The organism is Halomonas sp. 328 (genome assembly GCF_015645095.1).
Classification (GTDB): Bacteria; Pseudomonadota; Gammaproteobacteria; order Pseudomonadales; family Halomonadaceae; genus Bisbaumannia.
The window spans coordinates 35,182-50,797 of sequence record NZ_JADOTW010000020.1 but is presented as its reverse complement, the minus strand read 5'-3'; the positions used below and the strand labels follow the sequence as shown (position 1 = coordinate 50,797).

The following is a 15,616-nucleotide window of genomic DNA, read 5'->3' as shown; positions in this document are numbered from 1 at the left end:
TGGACTGGCGTGGCCATCGAAAGATGTCGCCCATGCCTGCCCGACCCCCGAACGAATGGTTGGGAAGTCACTCCTGCTCCCGGGCTTCCCCGGCGGCCGGCGCGTTGCGCTGATCCGGGGCGCGCAGGAAAGCCGGCGAGACCTCGCGGGGATCCTGCCTCAGGCGATGGGTGGCGGCGGCCTCGGCCCACCAGTCGAGCTGGCCGAGGGTGCGTCCGAAGTAGCCGGCCCAGCGATCCGGGGCCTCGCGAAAGCGGCCATCGTCATCTAACGCTTCCTGGGCCTTGGGGACATGAATCATCGCCGAGACCGGCAGGCAGCCGAGCTCCGCGAGGAAGCTGCGCATGGACACCGCCGCCCGGGCGCCCCCCCACTGGCCCGCCGAATAGGTGACGATGGCGCTGGGCTTGAAGGCGAATAGCGAGCTGCCGAAGTGGTTGAGCAGGTGCGAGAGCGCCGGGCTCATGGCGTGGTTGTACTCGGGGCTGACCATCACGTAGCCATCGGCGGCCGCGATCTTCCCGGCCAGGGCCTCCAGGGGCGCGGGCACCTTCGATCTCGCATAGGCGAAGTGCGGCTTGAAGACGGCGCCGAGCTCGAGGTCCAGCGGATCGATCAGCTCCACGCTGGCGCCATTGGCCTCCAGTAACCGGACGCAAGCGCGAGCCACCCGCAAGCCGAGTCGGGCGGGGGCCGGCGGTGTGCTCTCCCGGGCCGAGCCGAGAAAGACCAGGTAATGGGGCATAATGATGGTTCCTAATGCGGTGGGGGATCCGTCTACCCTAGCAGGCTTTTCCGGGCATTCGGCGGATAGCATCGCCGGTGCGATGCGCTCTTGTGACGACGCGAGGTTTGCCGTGATGGCACCCTTGGTCCTGTAGGGGCGATACCTATTGCTTGCTACCCCAATGGGGCAGGCGCTTTCCTCGGCCTGCCCCGAATGCCGTCGGGCGGCCTACAGGCCGCCCGACGGGGTCTCGATGGGGGAAGCCCCCATCAGTCGATGAGCTCGACCGCCATCGTGATGGCTGCGCCGCCGCTGGGTTGCCTCCCTTCAATCCATCAGTTCCACGGCGATGGCGGTGGCCTCGCCGCCGCTGGGGTGGAACAGGACAAGGCTGGCGATCCGCCGGTCTGCTTTCTTCAATCCATCAGTTCCACGGCGATGGCGGTGGCCTCGCCGCCACCGATGCACAGGCTGGCGATGCCACGCTTGCCGCCGGTGGTGCGCAGGGCGTGCACCAGGGTGGCGATGATCCGCGAGCCGGTGGAGCCGATGGGGTGGCCCTGGGCGCAGGCGCCGCCGAAGACATTCACCTTGTCGTGGGGAATGTCGAGCCCGTCCATGGCCAGCAGGGTCACCACCGCGAAGGCCTCGTTAATCTCGAAGAGGTCGACGTCACCCACGCCCCAGCCGAGCTTTTTGAGCAGCTTGTCGATGGCGCCCACCGGGGCGATGGTGAACTCGCTGGGGTGCTGAGAGTGGGTGCTGTGGCCGAGGATTCGCGCCAGGGGCGTGGCCCCATGGCGCTCTGCGGCGGCCTGGCTGGCCAGGATCAGCGCCGAGGCGCCGTCGGAGATGGAGCTGGCATTGGCGGCGGTGATGGTGCCGTCCTTGGCGAAGGCCGGGCGCAGGCCGCGGATCTTGTCGATCTTGGCCTGGAAGGGTTGCTCGTCGTGGGCGACCCGGGTCTCGCCCTGGCGACTGGTGACCGTCACCGGGGCCATCTCGGCCTCCAGGTGGCCCGCCTCCTGGGCAGCCATGGCACGCTCCAGGGAGGCGATGGCGAAGTCGTCCATGCGCTCGCGGCTATAGCCCCGCTGGGTAGCGATTTCCTGGGCGAAGCCGCCCATCAGCTTGCCGGTCTCGGCATCCTCCAGGCCATCCAGGAACATATGGTCCTTGAGCTCGCCATGCCCCAGGCGGTAGCCACTGCGCGCCTTGGTCAGCAGGTGGGGGGCATTGGACATGGACTCCATGCCGCCGGCCAGCAGCACCTCGCCGGAACCGGCGCGGATCAGGTCATGGGCCAGCATGGTGGCCTTCATGCCGGAGCCGCACAGCTTGTTGATGGTGGTGGCACCGACCCCATCGGGGATGCCGGCCTGGCGCATCGCCTGGCGGGCCGGCCCCTGCTTGACCCCGGCGGGCAGCACGCAGCCGAAGATCCCCTCGTCGATCGCGCTTGCCGCGATGCCGGCCCGCTCGATGGCGGCCCGGGTCGCCACCGCGGCCAACTGCGGGGCGGTGAGGCTCGACAGGCTGCCCTGCAGGCCGCCCATGGGGGTACGAGCCGCGGAAAGAATGACGACGTCGTTCATGGTGGTTCTCCTTGATGATGGGGCGCTATCTCGTTGACCCTCGGGCGGGGCCATGGTTTGCTGTCAGCATAACCAAGCAAGCGCTAGTGTAAACAGGATGAATGTCGTGAATGATTCTCCACGCCGCCGGGAACTGACGCGCCTGGCGGCCCAGCTGTTCGTCCAGGAGGGCTTCGATCGCACCACGGTGCGCATGCTGGCCCAGGAGATGGGCATCAAGTCCGGTAGCCTCTTCCATCACTTCCGCGACAAGCAGGAGATCCTCTGCGCGGTGATCGAGGAGGGCACCCAGAATGCCCTGGCCATCGCCCGGGAGGCCCTGGAGGCCTGTGCGTCCACCCCGGAGGCGCGCCTTCACGCCATGGCCCGGGCACACCTCGAGACCCTGCTCACCGACCGCAACGCCCATGTGGTGGCCCTCTACGAATGGCGGCGCCTGGACGCCGAGTCCCGGGCCCACCTCAGCCACCTGCGCGACGCCTATGAGGCATTGTGGCAGGAGGTGGTGGGGGATGCCCTGGAGGCCGGCCTGATTCATGGCGACAAGTTCCTGGTCTCGCGCTTCGTGCTGGGGGCCCTCAACTGGACGGTGCGCTGGTACGACCCCGAGGGGTCGAGAACCCCCGAAGAGCTGGCCCGCGAACTGATCGCCATGATCACTCCTCCTGCGCGCTGAATGCTTCATTGCCGCCCGTTCGGGCGGCCCGCTCGACCATGGTCTAGTCCCGGTCGCCTTGCCGAGCCTTCCCCTTTCGCCTTAGCGTTGTACCAAGCGCTTGCTTGGTTTTGCAAGTTTACGTTTACGTAAAGTGCAAATTTGATCCGTCAGGCGACGCCACTCGCGCCCACCCGGCCCCGAGTGGTCAGCGGTAGCACCCCGCCGCTCCTCGAGTCCCTTGCCATCCGGCCACCCCTGCCGGACTCGGCGGCCGGCGATCCCGGCGCCCTCCCTGGCCCGGGCCTGCTCGCACAAGGACAACCACCACGGAGTGCCGCCTCGAGCGGCCGGAGAGAGCCATGCAACTCAAGCACCGTCGCGAGGGTGACGAACAACCCTACTGGCCCGCGGGGCCCTTCAAGATTCGCCTGCCCTTCGTCCACTACCGCTGGGAAACCGCCGAGATGATCCAGGCGCTGATCATGTTCGTGGTCAGCCTCAGCGCCATTCCGCTGCTCGACCAGTACCTGGGCGTGCCCTACGACGTGGCCCTGGCCTATGTGGTGATCTGCGGCATCGGTTTCATGCTGCCGGCCCTGCTGGGTGTACCCCTGGTGCCGGGCTGGATCACCCCGGCGGTGCCGGTGGTGCTGGTCTTCCTGGGGGACTTCGCCCCGGGGCCGGAGGCGATCCAGGCGCTCTTCGCCCTGCAGTTCCTGGTCTTCGTGATCTTCTTCGTGATGGGCATCACCGGCCTGGGGCGACGCCTGGTGCACCTGGTGCCCAACTCCCTGCAGGCGGGCATCATCATCGGTGCCGGCATCGCCGCCATCACCGGCGAGATCCAGCCCGGCGGCCGCCTGGCGGAAACGCCCATCTCCCTGGTGCTGGGAATGCTGCTCTCGGTCTTCATGCTCTTCTCGGTGGCCTTCCGCGGCTGGGTGGCCCGCCATGTGCTGTTTCGCAAGATCGCCAACTACGGCATGGTGCCGGGCATGATCGCCGCCATCCTGATCGCCTGGGCCCTCAACGAGTACCCGCGCCCCACGGTGGAGTTCGGCATCACCCAGCCCAACTTCGGCGAGCTATGGAACTACCTGCCCTTCACCGTCGGCTTCCCCGGTATCGAGGTCTTCCTGCTGGCCATTCCCACCGCCATCATCGCCTATGTGATCGCCTTCGGTGACATCCTGGTGGGGCGCTCCCTGATGTCCCGGGCCGACCACCTGCGCCGGGACGAGAAGATCGACTACAGCACCGACCGCATTCACCATGTCACCGGCCTGCGCAACCTGATTCACGCCTTCTTCGCCCCCTACCCGGGGCTCGCCGGGCCCATCTGGACCGCGGTGACCGCCACCATGGCGGAGCGCTACAAGCACGGGCGCCGGGCCATGGACTCCATCTTCAGCGGGGCCGGCACCTTCTGGATTACCGGCTTCTTCGCCCTCTTCATGCTGCCGCTGGTCAGCCTCTTCCAGCCGGTGCTGCCCATCGCCCTGTCGCTGACCCTGCTGCTGACCGGCTACATCTGCCTGATGGTGGGCATCGAGCAGACCCAGACCACCGCCGAGCGGGGCGTGGCCGGCACCATGGCGGTGGTGCTGGCGGTGTATGGCGCCGGCTGGGGCCTGGCCGCCGGGGTGGTGCTCTACTACCTGGTGGAGAAGCAGAACCTGCTGGGGCGCGAGGCCCGGGAGGCGATCCCCGAGGAGGCCATCGACGAGGAGGCCACACAGAGTGAGACGTCGGCGGTCTCCGCCGACACGGGCGCCGCCCAGCCCCGCTAGGGGGTATCGCCGGGGCTCGGGGCGGCTCGACCAAGGTCGTAGTCGTCCCGGTGCCACAGGGCTTGCCTCTCGCCGGGTGAGCCACTAGCTTGAACCGAGCGCTTGCTTGGTTAACGTTTACGTCAAGGATAGATCGAAGGCCGGCGACGCCGTCGCTTCGACAACAATCACAAGAGGGCACGTCATGAGCATCACCGCGACCCAGACCGACTACGCCAGCTACCTGGAAGGCTTCTCCCTGGAGGCGTTGATCGCGCGCCTCGACGATCACCGGGATGGCCGCTTCAACGCCTTCGAGGCCTGCTGTGGCCGCCACCTGCGCGAGGGACGCGGCGAGGTGGAAGCCCTGGTCCAGGAGGGGCTGGACGGCAGCGTCAGCCGCCTCACCTATGCCGAGCTGGATGCCCAGAGCGCCAGGCTGGCCGGCTGGTTCAAGGCCCGCGGCCTGGGGGAGGGGGATCGCATCGCCTGCATGTTGCCGCGTACCCCGGCGCTGCTGGTCACGGTGCTGGCGACCTGGCGGATCGGCGCGGTCTATCAGCCGCTGTTCACCGCCTTCGGCCCCGACGCCCTGGAGTATCGCCTGGGCCGGGCCGAGACCCGCCTGGTGATCACCGATGCCGCGAACCGGACCAAGTTCGCGGGCCTCGCGGCCTGCCCGCCGATCCTCAATGTGGATGGTGCCGGTGAGGGTGACCTGGCCTGGGCCGAGGCCCTGGCCCAGGCGCCGCTCACCGAGGCACCACCGCGCCTGGCCCCCGAGGCCCCCTTCCTGCAGATGTTCACCTCCGGCACCGTGGGCAAGCCCAAGGGGGTGGCGGTGCCGCTCTCGGCGCTGCCCGCCTTCGCCCTCTATATGGAGCTGGCCATCGACCTGAGGCCCGAGGATCGCTTCTGGAACATGGCCGACCCCGGCTGGGCCTATGGCCTCTATTACGCCATCGCCGGGCCCCTGCTGCTGGGGGTGACGACGCACCTGTGCGAGGCGGGCTTCAGCGCCGAAGGGGCCCTCGACTTCATGCGGCGCCACCGCATCACCAACTTCGCCGCTGCCCCCACCGCCTACCGGCTGATGAAGGCCTCGGGGATCTTCGACGAGGCCGCCGAGCAGCTGTCGCTGCGGGTCGCCAGTTCCGCCGGTGAGCCCCTCAACACCGAAGTGGTCGGCTGGGTGGAGCGGGCCCTGGGTTGCCCGGTGATGGATCACTACGGCCAGACCGAGACCGGCATGACCTGCTGCAACCACCATGCCCTGGCCCATCCCAAGCATGTCGGTGGCATGGGGGTGCCGATGCCCGGTTATCAGCTGGCGATCCTCGATGCCGAGTACCGGGAGCTACCCGATGGGGAGCCCGGGGTGCTGGCGGTGGACATCGCCCGCTCGCCGGCCTTTTTCTTCCCCGGTTACACCTGGCAGGAGAAGCACCCCTTCGCCGAGGGCTACTATTTGACCGGGGACGTGGTGATTCGCAATGCCGATGGCAGCTTCCAGTTCGCCGGCCGTGACGACGACATCATCACCACCGCCGGCTACCGGGTCGGCCCCGCCGATGTGGAGAACTCGGTGCTGACGCATCCGGCGGTGGCGGAGTCCGCGGCGGTGGGCAAGCCCGACGAGATCCGCGGCGAGATCATCAAGTCCTTCGTGGTGCTGCGGGAGGGCCATGAGCCCAGCGAGGCCCTGGCCGACGAGATTCGTCAGCGGGTGCGCGAGCGGCTCTCCACTCACGCCTTCCCGCGGGAGATCGAATTCGTCGAGACCCTGCCCAAGACCCCCAGCGGCAAGATTCAGCGCTTCAAGCTGCGCGCCCAGGCCGCCGACGAGACGGCGGCGACCCCCTCTTAATTCGTGGAGAACCCCATGCAGATTCAAGACCAGACTTTCCTGATTACCGGTGCCGCCTCCGGGCTGGGGGCGGCCACCGCCGAGCGCCTGGTGGCCGCCGGCGGCCGGGTACTGCTCAGTGACCTGAGCGACAAGGTCGAGGCCCAGGCCCAGGCCCAGGCCCTGGGCGGGGTCGCCCGGGCCCTGTGCGGCGACGTGACCTCGGCAGCGGACATGCAGGCGGCCATCGACGCCGCCATCGAGCTCAGCGAGGGGCGCGGCCTGGCGGGGGTGATCCACTGCGCCGGGGTGGTCAGCGTGGCCAAGCTGGTGGACCGGGAGGGCAACCCCGCGGATCTCGAGGCCTATGCCCGCACCATCCAGATCAACCTGGTGGGCAGCTTCAACGTGATGCGCCTGGCCGCCGCCGCCATGACCCGCAATGCGCCGGGCGAGGATGGCGAGCGGGGCGTGATCATCAATACCGCCTCCATCGCCGCCTTCGATGGCCAGGTGGGGCAGTGCGCCTACAGCGCCTCCAAGGCCGGGGTGGTGGGGATGAGCCTGCCGGCGGCCCGGGAGCTCTCCCGGCACGGTATCCGGGTAATGGCCATCGCCCCCGGGGTCTTCGAGACGCCGATGATGAGCGACATCCCCGAAGACGCGGTGGCGGCCCTCTCCGCCGCCGTGCCTTTCCCCAAGCGTCTCGGCAAGCCCGATGAGTTCGCCCGCCTGGCGGAGCAGATCATTACCAATACCATGCTCAACGGCGAGGTGATCCGCCTGGATGGCGGGATCCGGATGCAATAAGCCCGAGGGGGTGACCTGCCCCCAGGATAGCCCCGGGCCTCTACGGGGAAGGGGGCCTGCGACGGCTTGACGGTTGGAGTTGCGCGAATCGGCCCCAGCTGCTTGGTTTAATAGACCCCGGCCCACGATGGGCCGGCCTGTTGAAGCGCGACTCAAGCGATCAAGGAGGCGTCGAATGTCTATCGAGAAAGTTGCCTATCGTGCCCATGCCAAGGCCACCGGCGGTCGTGACGGCCGCGCCGTCTCCTCCGACGGGGTCCTTGATGTCGCCCTGGCGGTGCCCAAGGAGATGGGCGGCGGCGGGGGCGAGGCCACTAACCCCGAGCAGCTCTTCGCCGCCGGCTACTCCGCCTGCTTCCTGGGGGCCATGAAGTTCGTCGCCGGCCGCGACAAGTTGCCGATGCCGGATGACGCCAGCATCGAGGGGGTGGTGGGCATCGGCGAGATTCCCGGCGGCTTCGGTATCGAGGTGGAGCTCAAGATCTCCCTGCCGGGCATGGACAAGCAACAGGCCCGGCAGGTGATCGATGCCGCTCACCAGGTCTGCCCCTACTCCAATGCCACCCGGGGCAATATTGATGTGACCCTGACCCTGGTCGACTAGGCAGCGGCTAAAACTGGGGGAGATAGCCCCAGCACGACACCGCCCACCCCGAGGCCTCGGGGTGGGCGGTGTCGTGTCGGGCCCCGGGTGACTATCGACCAAGGTCGGGGGCGGTTCCCCGGGGAGAATTCAAACGAACGCTTGACGTCCGCTGGGCTAGCGGCTAGTTTTCAAACATGTGTTTGAAAGTGGCGCTGCCTTGTTGCTTCCGATTTCCGGCGCCCTCTTCTGGAGAGACCGACATGCCCGACTATCAGGCCCCCCTGCGTGACCTGCGTTTCGTGATGGACGAGATGCTCGACTATCCGGCCCACTACGCCCGCCTGCCGGCTGGCGAAGAGGCCTCCCCGGACGTGGTGGCGGCCATCCTCGAGGAAGGGGCCCGTTTCGCCCGCGAGGTGCTGCTGCCGCTGAACCAGAGCGGCGACCAGGAGGGCTGTCGGCTGGAGGGCGGTGAGGTCAAGGCGCCCAAGGGCTTCAAGGAAGCCTATGCCCAGTACGTGGAGGGGGGCTGGCCGAGCCTCGCCGCCGATCCCGAGCACGGGGGCCAGGGCCTGCCGCACTCCCTGGCCATGGTCCTCTCGGAGATGATCTGCGCCACCAACCTGGCCTGGGGCATGTACCCGGGGCTTTCCCACGGCGCCGCCGACGCCCTGCGTCACCACGGTACCGATGAGCAGCGGGCCACCTACCTGACCAAGCTGGTGGAGGGCACCTGGACCGGCACCATGTGCCTCACCGAGCCCCACTGTGGCACCGACCTGGGACTGATCAAGACCCGCGCCCTGCCCACCGATGACGGCGCCTACGCGATCACCGGCACCAAGATCTTTATCTCCGCCGGCGAGCACGACCTGGCCGAGAACATCGTTCACCTGGTGCTGGCCAAGCTGCCCGACGCTCCGGAGGGCTCCAAGGGGATCTCGCTCTTTGTGGTGCCCAAGTTCCTGCCCGATACCGATGGCAATCCGGGCGAGCGCAATGGGGTGGTCTGCGGCTCGCTGGAGCACAAGATGGGCATCCACGGCAACGCCACCTGCGTGATGAACTTCGATGGGGCCAAGGGCTTCCTGGTGGGCGCCCCCAACAAGGGCCTGGCCTGCATGTTCACCATGATGAACGCGGCCCGCATCGGCGTCGGTATCCAGGGCCTGGGCCTCACCGAGGCGAGCTTCCAGAACGCCCTGGCCTATGCCCGCGACCGCCTGCAGATGCGTGCCCTCTCCGGGCCCCAGGCGCCGGAGAAGGCCGCCGACCCGATCATCGTGCACCCGGACGTGCGGCGCATGCTGCTGACCCAGAAGGCCTTCGCCGAGGGCGGCCGGATGCTGGTGCTCTATACCGCCCAGATGATCGATATCGTCGAGCACGGCAGCGATGCCGCCGAGAAGGCGCACGCCGAGACCCTGCTGGGTCTGCTGACCCCCATCGTCAAGGCCTTCCTTACCGAGGTGGGCTTCGAGGCCACCAACGAGGGCGTGCAGGTCTTCGGCGGTCACGGCTTTATCCAGGAGTGGGGCATGGAGCAGCTGGTGCGGGACGCCCGCATCACCCGTCTCTACGAGGGCACCACCGGCATCCAGGCCCTCGACCTGCTGGGCCGCAAGGTACTGATGAGCCAGGGCGAGAGCCTCAAGGTCTTCACCAAGGAGATCCACAAGTTCTGTCAGGCGGAGGAGGGCAACACCGCCCTCGCCGAATTCGTGCGGCCCCTGGCCAAGCTCAACGCCGAGTGGGGCGAGCTGACCATGGGCATCGGCATGAAGGCCATGGCCGATCGCGAGGAAGTGGGCGCGGCCAGCGTCGACTACCTGATGTACTCCGGCTACGTGACCCTGGCCTACCTCTTCGCCCGCGCCGCCAGGCAGGCCCAGGCGACCCTGGCCGAGGGCAGCGACGATGCCGCCTTCTACCGCAGCAAGCTGAATACCGCGCGCTTCTACTTCGACCGCCTGCTGCCGCGCACCCGCACCCATAAGCAGGCCATCGAGGCCGGCGCCGAGTCGCTGATGGCGCTCTCCGCCGAGGACTTCGGCCGCGGCTTCGAGCTCTGAGTTCGAGGTGATGCCAGACTTGCTGTGATCGATCTCTCTGGTCAGTCGCGCTGACCGCTTCCTTACGGCGACCTCGGGTCGCCGTTTTTTTTTATCGGCACAGGCGTCGTTCGGCGGTCTCCGGCGTGACCTCCCGGCCGGAGGGCAGGGGCGCCGCCGGGTCCTGCAGCCAGGCCGCCAGGTCCGCCTCGGTCTGGGCCCGTCCCCGGTAGCGGGTCAGCATATGGTAGCCCTCGGGGTAGAGCACCAGGCGCCAGGCCGGGGGCGGCGGCAGGGTCGCCAGCAGGGTGCAGACCGCGTCCTCGGGAATCACCTGATCCGCCTCGCCGTAGAGCAGCAGCAGGGGCCCCGTCTGCTCGGGCGCCGCGGCCAGGGCGGTGTCCATCAATCGAGCCACCCCGTCCAGGGCCTCGATGCGGGCGCTGCGCAGCAGCAGCGGGTCCCGGGCCAGCTGGTGGCGAATCTCCGGGTCATCGGTGGGCTCGATGCCCAGGCGCCGGGCGGTGCGGGCCGAGAAACGCGCCTCCGGCGCCAGGCGCATGCCGAGCCACAGCCCCAGGCGCTGGTACCAGGGCATGGTGCTGCGTCCCCATACCGCCGGGGCCACCAGGACCCCGCCCGCTACCGCGGGCCGCTCCGCCAGCACTCGCAGCGCCACGGCGGCCCCCATGCTCTTGCCCAGCAGGTAGCGGGGCGTGTCGGGATAGCGTGCCTCCAGCCAGGCCAGCATGGCGTGGGCGTCCGCCACCAGGGCCGCCTCGCCGGGCCAGTGGCCGCGGGGCTCGGTGGTGCCGAAGCCGCGCTGATCATGGGCATAGAGGGCGATGCCTTGCCCACTCAGCGTTTCCCCCAGGGGGGCGAAGCTGCCGGCGTGGTCGTTGAAGCCATGCAGGGCCAGCACCAGGGCCCGGGGGGCGTGATCCGGCAGCCACTGCCGGTAGGGCAGGCGCTGGTCTTCCGCGACCTCGACATAGCCCGCATAGGGGGGCGGCAGGTCGAACGGCGGCGCCTCGCCCGACGACGCGCAGCCACCCAGGGCGAAGGCCAGCAGGCCGATGAGCCACGGCAGCCTCATGGCGGGCCCGCGGTCAGGGGTAGCCCAGGGCGGCCTTGAGGCGTGCCGCGTTGACCTCGACCCAGCGTGGGTCGATGGCGCCCCAGTCGCGGATGCGGTAGCGGCCGATATTGTGGCGGGCCCCCTCGGCCTGCTCGAAGTCGCAGGCGATATCCAGCTCGGCGAGGGAGTGGATGGTGTCCTGGGCGGTCCGCCGCGGCATGCCGGTGGCTTCGATCAGCTCGGGCACGCTGGCCACGCCGTGATCGATCAGGTGGGCCACATAGAGGCGTCGATAGAAGCTGCTCTTGGTCTTGCTGAGGGACTCGGCCATGGGTCGCTGACTCGTTTCGCGGGGGAGCCATCTATCCTACGCCTTGAGGGTGGCCAATATCGAGGTGAGGGCGATGAGCGAAACGATGTGGGCCATGCGGCTCCACGAGACCGGGCGGCCGCTACGCCGGGAACGGGTCCCGCGTCCCGTGCCGGGCCCCGGGGAGCTGTTGATCCGGGTCGAGGCCTGTGCGGTGTGCCGCACCGACCTGCATGTGGTGGACGGCGAGCTCAATGAGGCGCGGCTGCCGCTGATTCCCGGGCACGAGATCGTCGGCGAGGTGGTGGCCCTGGGGCCGGGGGTGACGACGCCGGCACCGGGCAGCCGGGTAGGGGTGCCCTGGCTGGGCTGGACCTGTGGCGAGTGCACCGAGTGTCGTGCCGGGCGGGAGAACCTCTGCCGGCGGGCGCAGTTCACCGGCTACACCCGGGACGGTGGCTACGCGGAGTATTGCGTGGCGGATGCCCGCTACGGCTTTCCCGTCACCGGCGAGGCCCGGGCCTCGTCACCGCTGCTCTGTGCCGGGCTGATCGGCTACCGCGCCTGGCGCCTGGCGGGGGGCGAGTCACTGCGCCACCTGGGGCTCTACGGCTTCGGCGCCGCGGCGCACCTGCTGATCCAGTTGGCCCGAGCCAAGGGCCAGCACTGCTACGCCTTTACTCGCCCCGGCGATCGAGAGGCCCAGGCCTTCGCCCGACGCCTGGGGGCCCGCTGGGCGGGGGACTCGGGGCAGGCGCCGCCCCGGCCGCTGGATGCGGCCATTATCTTCGCCCCGGTGGGCGAGCTGGTCCCCGAGGCGCTGGCCCGGGTGCGCCCCGGTGGCGTGGTGGTGTGTGGCGGCATCCATATGTCGGAGATTCCCGCCTTCCCCTATCGGCTGCTCTGGGAGGAGCGCCTGGTGCGCTCGGTGGCCAACCTCACCCGTGCCGATGGCGAGGCCTTCCTGCCCCTGGCGGCGCGAATCCCCATCCAGACCGAAACCCATGCCTACCCCCTGGCAGACGCCAATCGCGCCCTCGATGACCTGCGCGCCGGGTGCTTCTCGGGCGCCGCCGTGCTGATTCCCTGAGCGGCGGTGTGCCGCCGGGACTAAACCCCTAATCGAAGAGGTCGCCCTGGAGATGCGGCGGACGAAAGGCGCTGGTATCCAGCCGCTGGGCGGCCAGGGCCGGGGCCTGGTTGAGCCCCAGGCGCCGACAGGTGGTGGCGAAGCGCTGGGCCAGTAGCTCGGCGAAGACCCCTTCGCCGCGCATGCGCTTGCCGAAGCGGGCGTCATAGGCGGCGCCGCCGCGGCATTGGCGCATCAGGCTCATTACCCTGGCGGCCCGCTCCGGGTAGTGGGCCTCGAGCCAGGCCTCGAACAGCGGCGCCACCTCCCGGGGCAGGCGCAGCAGCATCCAGCCGGCGCTATCGGCCCCGGCCTCCCGGGCCGCGCCGAGCAGGCGCTCCAGCTCGTGGTCGGTGAGGCCCGGGATCACCGGGGCCACCAGGGTGCCCACCGGCACGCCTGCCTCGGCCAGGGCGCGGATCGCCTTGAGTCGCGCCCCCGGGCTGGCGGCCCGGGGCTCCAGGCGGCGCTTGAGGGTGCGGTCGAGGCTGGTCAGGCTGATCATCACCCGCACCAGGCGGCGCTCGGCCAGGGCCCGGAGCAGGTCCAGGTCGCGCAGGAGCAGGGCGCTCTTGGTGACCAGGGTCAGGGGGTGACGGCATTCCAGCAGGAAGGCCAGCAGCTCCCGGGTGCTGCCCCGCTCCGCCTCCAGGGGCTGGTAGCAGTCGGTGTTGCCGGAGAGGTTGATCGGGCGGCACACATAGCCGGGACGGCAGAGCTCCTCGCGCAGCCGCTCCACCAGGCCGCTCCTGGCGATCAAGCGGGTCTCGAAGTCGAGCCCCGGGGAGAGATCCCAGTAGGCATGGCTGGGGCGGGCATAGCAGTAGATGCAGCCGTGCTCGCAGCCGCGGTAGGGATTGAGGGAGCGGTCGAAGGGCAGGTCCGGCGAGTCGTTCCAGGCCAGGGCGCTGCGCGCCGCCTCCTCGGCCACCAGGGTGGCCCGCCGTGGTGGCGTTTCCTCCTGCCACCAGCCGTCGTCTTCCGCCTCGACCCGGGTGGGGGCGAAGCGATTGTCGGGATCATAGGTGGCGCCGCGGCCCTTGAGCGGTGGCGGGGTCGGCATAGGGCGCTCCTGATGCTGTATATAAATACAGTATATGTCGGAGCGCCCAGGCTGGCCAGGCCGGGCGAGGGGCCCTGCCTCGAACTAAACTGCAGATCAGTGCGCCGCGCGCCGGAAATGACTCGGAGGGCTTATGGGCAAGCGATGCGATTCATGGTGCCGGGGAAGTGGATGGTCGCCGTGCGCCAGGCTCTGGCCGGGGCTGCTGTGCCTCGGGCTGGTGGCCTGGGGACCCGGGCAGGCGGACGATTTCGGCGCGCCCCCGGCCCTGGCGCAGCTGGGGCCCGCCCTCGAGGAGCTGTCGCCCCGGCTGATGCAGTGCCTGGCCCGTTGCAGTGGGGTGGACGAGGCGCGCCTGCGGGAGCCGGGCCTTGCTCCCGAGACGCCGGGGGAGCGGCGCCGCATCCTCGAGGACGGCACCTTCGAGACGCACTATCCCGATGGGCGCATTCACCGCCAGTTCCCCGACGGCTCCACCACCACGCACTTCCCCGACGGCACCTCCCTGGGCACCCTGCCCATGCAGGTACCCTCGGCCGAGCTGCCGCTGCTGCCCGATGAACTCGCTGCCTGGGGCGGCGAGCTCGGCGAACGCTTGCTGGGGGTGCTCGGCAACCTGCTCGGTGACGCCGAGTTCGAGGCCTACCGGCAGACCGAGGCCGGCAAGGGCTACTATGAGGTGATTGACTGGCGGTTGCGCAGCCTGCGCTTCCTGACCGCGGCGCCCTGAACTTTCGCAGGAACACGCCGATGTGCCCGATATGCCGCTGGCTACTGCTGGTATGGATGATCGCCATGGCGGGGAGCGCCGCCGCGGAAACGCCCGAGCCACTCCCCGAACGCATCGCCGACCTCGTGTCGGCCCTGGAGGGTGGCGAGGGGGACTTCGCGCCGATGATGGTCGACCCCGGCTGGCTCGACGACCAGGGACAGGCGGCCCAGCGCCGGGCCCTGCAGGCCTACTACGACTATCGCCGCGAGGGGTATGAGCACCGCCGGCGGGTCTTCGCCTGGCAGCTCCTCTCATCGAAGATCACCTTCGTGCTGGTGGTCTTCCTGGTGGTGGTCGGGATCTATTTTTCCTGGCTGCAGTTTCGCCAGGGGCAAGGGGGAGGCGGTGATACCCGCACCACCCTGGAGGCGAGCCCCGGCGGCATCAAGCTGAGCTCGCCGGTGCTCGGGGTCATCATCCTGACCCTGTCGTTGCTCTTCTTCTACCTCTACCTGGTGCATGTCTACCCCATCGAGGAGATCCTCTAAGCCCTCCTCGGCGCGATGCCGGCTAGTAGGCCTCCAACCGCTGCAGGTCGCGCACGATGCGCCGCACCTCCGCCTTGTGCTCCGCCGCCAGGGAGGCGAAGAACTCCTCCTCCCGCTGGGCACCGGCCCGCTCGGCGCGGTGTTCGTAGAGGTCCTGCAGAGTGCGATGGGTGGCCAGGGCGGTGGCCAGCACGTCCTGTACCTCACCGCCGTCGAGCCGCTCCGGCAGGCGGCCCAGTACGGGAGCATGGGGAAAGTCGGCGGGGTCGTCGAACCAGGTCTCCAGCACGGCGGTATGGTCGCCATTCTCCTCCAGGTAGCTGGCCAGCTCCTGGCCCTGCTTGGTCTCCCGCTGCACCAGGTACTCCAGCGCCATCTTCTGGCGCTCGTTGCTGGCCTCATCGGCCAGCCGCTGGTACTGGCCGGCCAGTTGGCGGTGAAAGTCCACCGCCCAGGTCACCAGCTCCTTCACTTGATGAAAGCGCATGCTCGGTTCCTCCCGTCGGTTCGTCAGGGCTTCCCGTTAGCCTAGTCTATGTCCGAAAACTGGCTGCGCTCGGCCATACGGCGTTAAAAATCGGCTCAAAGTACTCATTTACACCCCGTAAACTCCGTCTTTTCGCCGATTTTTGCCTTGTCTGACCTTCGCTCGCCGACTTTTCAGACAAAGCCTAGTCCGTGGCGCCGCCGGCGCCATGACCTGCATCAGGACGTGGCGCATCTGCTACCATGCG

Annotated in this window: 15 protein-coding genes; 9 read left to right on the top strand and 6 right to left on the bottom strand. The window is 68.9% G+C overall.

Translation table 11 applies throughout. From position 1 onward, the window contains the following. Positions 1-67: 67 nt before the first annotated feature. Entirely contained in the window at positions 68-745 is a 678-nt protein-coding gene (locus tag IHD13_RS11580) for an NADPH-dependent FMN reductase (RefSeq protein WP_195861206.1), read from the bottom strand. 398 nt (positions 746-1,143) lie between these two features. Continuing rightward, the gene (locus IHD13_RS11575) at positions 1,144-2,322 is read right to left on the bottom strand and encodes an acetyl-CoA C-acyltransferase (protein WP_195861205.1); all 1,179 of its coding nucleotides are present in this window, start codon (positions 2,320-2,322) and stop codon (positions 1,144-1,146) included. A 97-nt stretch (positions 2,323-2,419) separates the two neighbouring features. Here IHD13_RS11575 and IHD13_RS11570 point away from each other — a divergent pair, with 97 nt between their 5' ends. From IHD13_RS11570 to IHD13_RS11545, 6 genes are all read left to right on the top strand, one after another. Beyond that, positions 2,420-2,998, top strand: a complete 579-nt coding sequence (locus IHD13_RS11570; RefSeq protein WP_195861204.1) for a TetR/AcrR family transcriptional regulator — start codon at positions 2,420-2,422, stop codon at positions 2,996-2,998. Positions 2,999-3,339: 341 nt separating this feature from the next. Continuing rightward, entirely contained in the window at positions 3,340-4,770 is a 1,431-nt protein-coding gene (locus IHD13_RS11565; protein ID WP_195861203.1) for a solute carrier family 23 protein, read from the top strand. Between the two features lie 184 nt (positions 4,771-4,954). Then, positions 4,955-6,616: an AMP-binding protein gene (locus tag IHD13_RS11560; protein WP_195861202.1), complete on the top strand. Its 1,662-nt coding sequence runs from the start codon at positions 4,955-4,957 to the stop codon at positions 6,614-6,616. Positions 6,617-6,631: 15 nt separating this feature from the next. Further along, positions 6,632-7,405 carry an SDR family NAD(P)-dependent oxidoreductase gene (locus IHD13_RS11555; protein ID WP_195861201.1) on the top strand — a complete coding sequence of 258 codons (774 nt, stop codon included), beginning with the start codon at positions 6,632-6,634 and terminating at the stop codon, positions 7,403-7,405. 175 nt (positions 7,406-7,580) lie between these two features. Beyond that, positions 7,581-8,009, top strand: a complete 429-nt coding sequence (locus tag IHD13_RS11550) for an organic hydroperoxide resistance protein (protein ID WP_195861200.1) — start codon at positions 7,581-7,583, stop codon at positions 8,007-8,009. A gap of 242 nt (positions 8,010-8,251) precedes the next feature. Continuing rightward, positions 8,252-10,063 (top strand): acyl-CoA dehydrogenase C-terminal domain-containing protein, encoded by a 1,812-nt coding sequence (locus tag IHD13_RS11545; RefSeq protein ID WP_195861199.1) that lies wholly within the window; start codon positions 8,252-8,254, stop codon positions 10,061-10,063. Positions 10,064-10,154: 91 nt separating this feature from the next. Here the strand turns inward: IHD13_RS11545 and IHD13_RS11540 are convergent, their stop codons facing one another. Both IHD13_RS11540 and IHD13_RS11535 read right to left on the bottom strand, forming a co-directional pair. Continuing rightward, a complete protein-coding gene (locus IHD13_RS11540) occupies positions 10,155-11,138 on the bottom strand; it encodes an alpha/beta hydrolase (RefSeq protein ID WP_195861198.1) in 984 nt (327 codons plus the stop codon). A gap of 13 nt (positions 11,139-11,151) precedes the next feature. Beyond that, entirely contained in the window at positions 11,152-11,451 is a 300-nt protein-coding gene (locus IHD13_RS11535; protein ID WP_195861197.1) for a winged helix-turn-helix domain-containing protein, read from the bottom strand. Positions 11,452-11,524: 73 nt separating this feature from the next. Between IHD13_RS11535 and IHD13_RS11530 the strand changes: the two genes are divergently transcribed. Further along, complete coding sequence (locus IHD13_RS11530) at positions 11,525-12,520, top strand: zinc-dependent alcohol dehydrogenase family protein (protein ID WP_230086264.1); 996 nt, start codon at positions 11,525-11,527, stop codon at positions 12,518-12,520. 28 nt (positions 12,521-12,548) lie between these two features. Here IHD13_RS11530 and IHD13_RS11525 read toward each other — a convergent pair whose 3' ends face one another. Next, positions 12,549-13,622, bottom strand: coding sequence for a PA0069 family radical SAM protein (locus IHD13_RS11525; protein ID WP_195861196.1), 1,074 nt, complete (start codon positions 13,620-13,622; stop codon positions 12,549-12,551). A gap of 220 nt (positions 13,623-13,842) precedes the next feature. Here IHD13_RS11525 and IHD13_RS11520 point away from each other — a divergent pair, with 220 nt between their 5' ends. Together IHD13_RS11520 and IHD13_RS11515 are read left to right on the top strand one after the other, a co-directional pair. Then, positions 13,843-14,352 (top strand): T-complex 10 C-terminal domain-containing protein, encoded by a 510-nt coding sequence (locus tag IHD13_RS11520; RefSeq protein WP_195861195.1) that lies wholly within the window; start codon positions 13,843-13,845, stop codon positions 14,350-14,352. Between the two features lie 20 nt (positions 14,353-14,372). Next, complete coding sequence (locus IHD13_RS11515) at positions 14,373-14,882, top strand: hypothetical protein (protein ID WP_195861194.1); 510 nt, start codon at positions 14,373-14,375, stop codon at positions 14,880-14,882. A gap of 22 nt (positions 14,883-14,904) precedes the next feature. Here IHD13_RS11515 and IHD13_RS11510 read toward each other — a convergent pair whose 3' ends face one another. Further along, the gene (locus IHD13_RS11510) at positions 14,905-15,369 is read right to left on the bottom strand and encodes a 2-hydroxyacyl-CoA dehydratase (protein ID WP_195861193.1); all 465 of its coding nucleotides are present in this window, start codon (positions 15,367-15,369) and stop codon (positions 14,905-14,907) included. Positions 15,370-15,616: the final 247 nt, after the last annotated feature.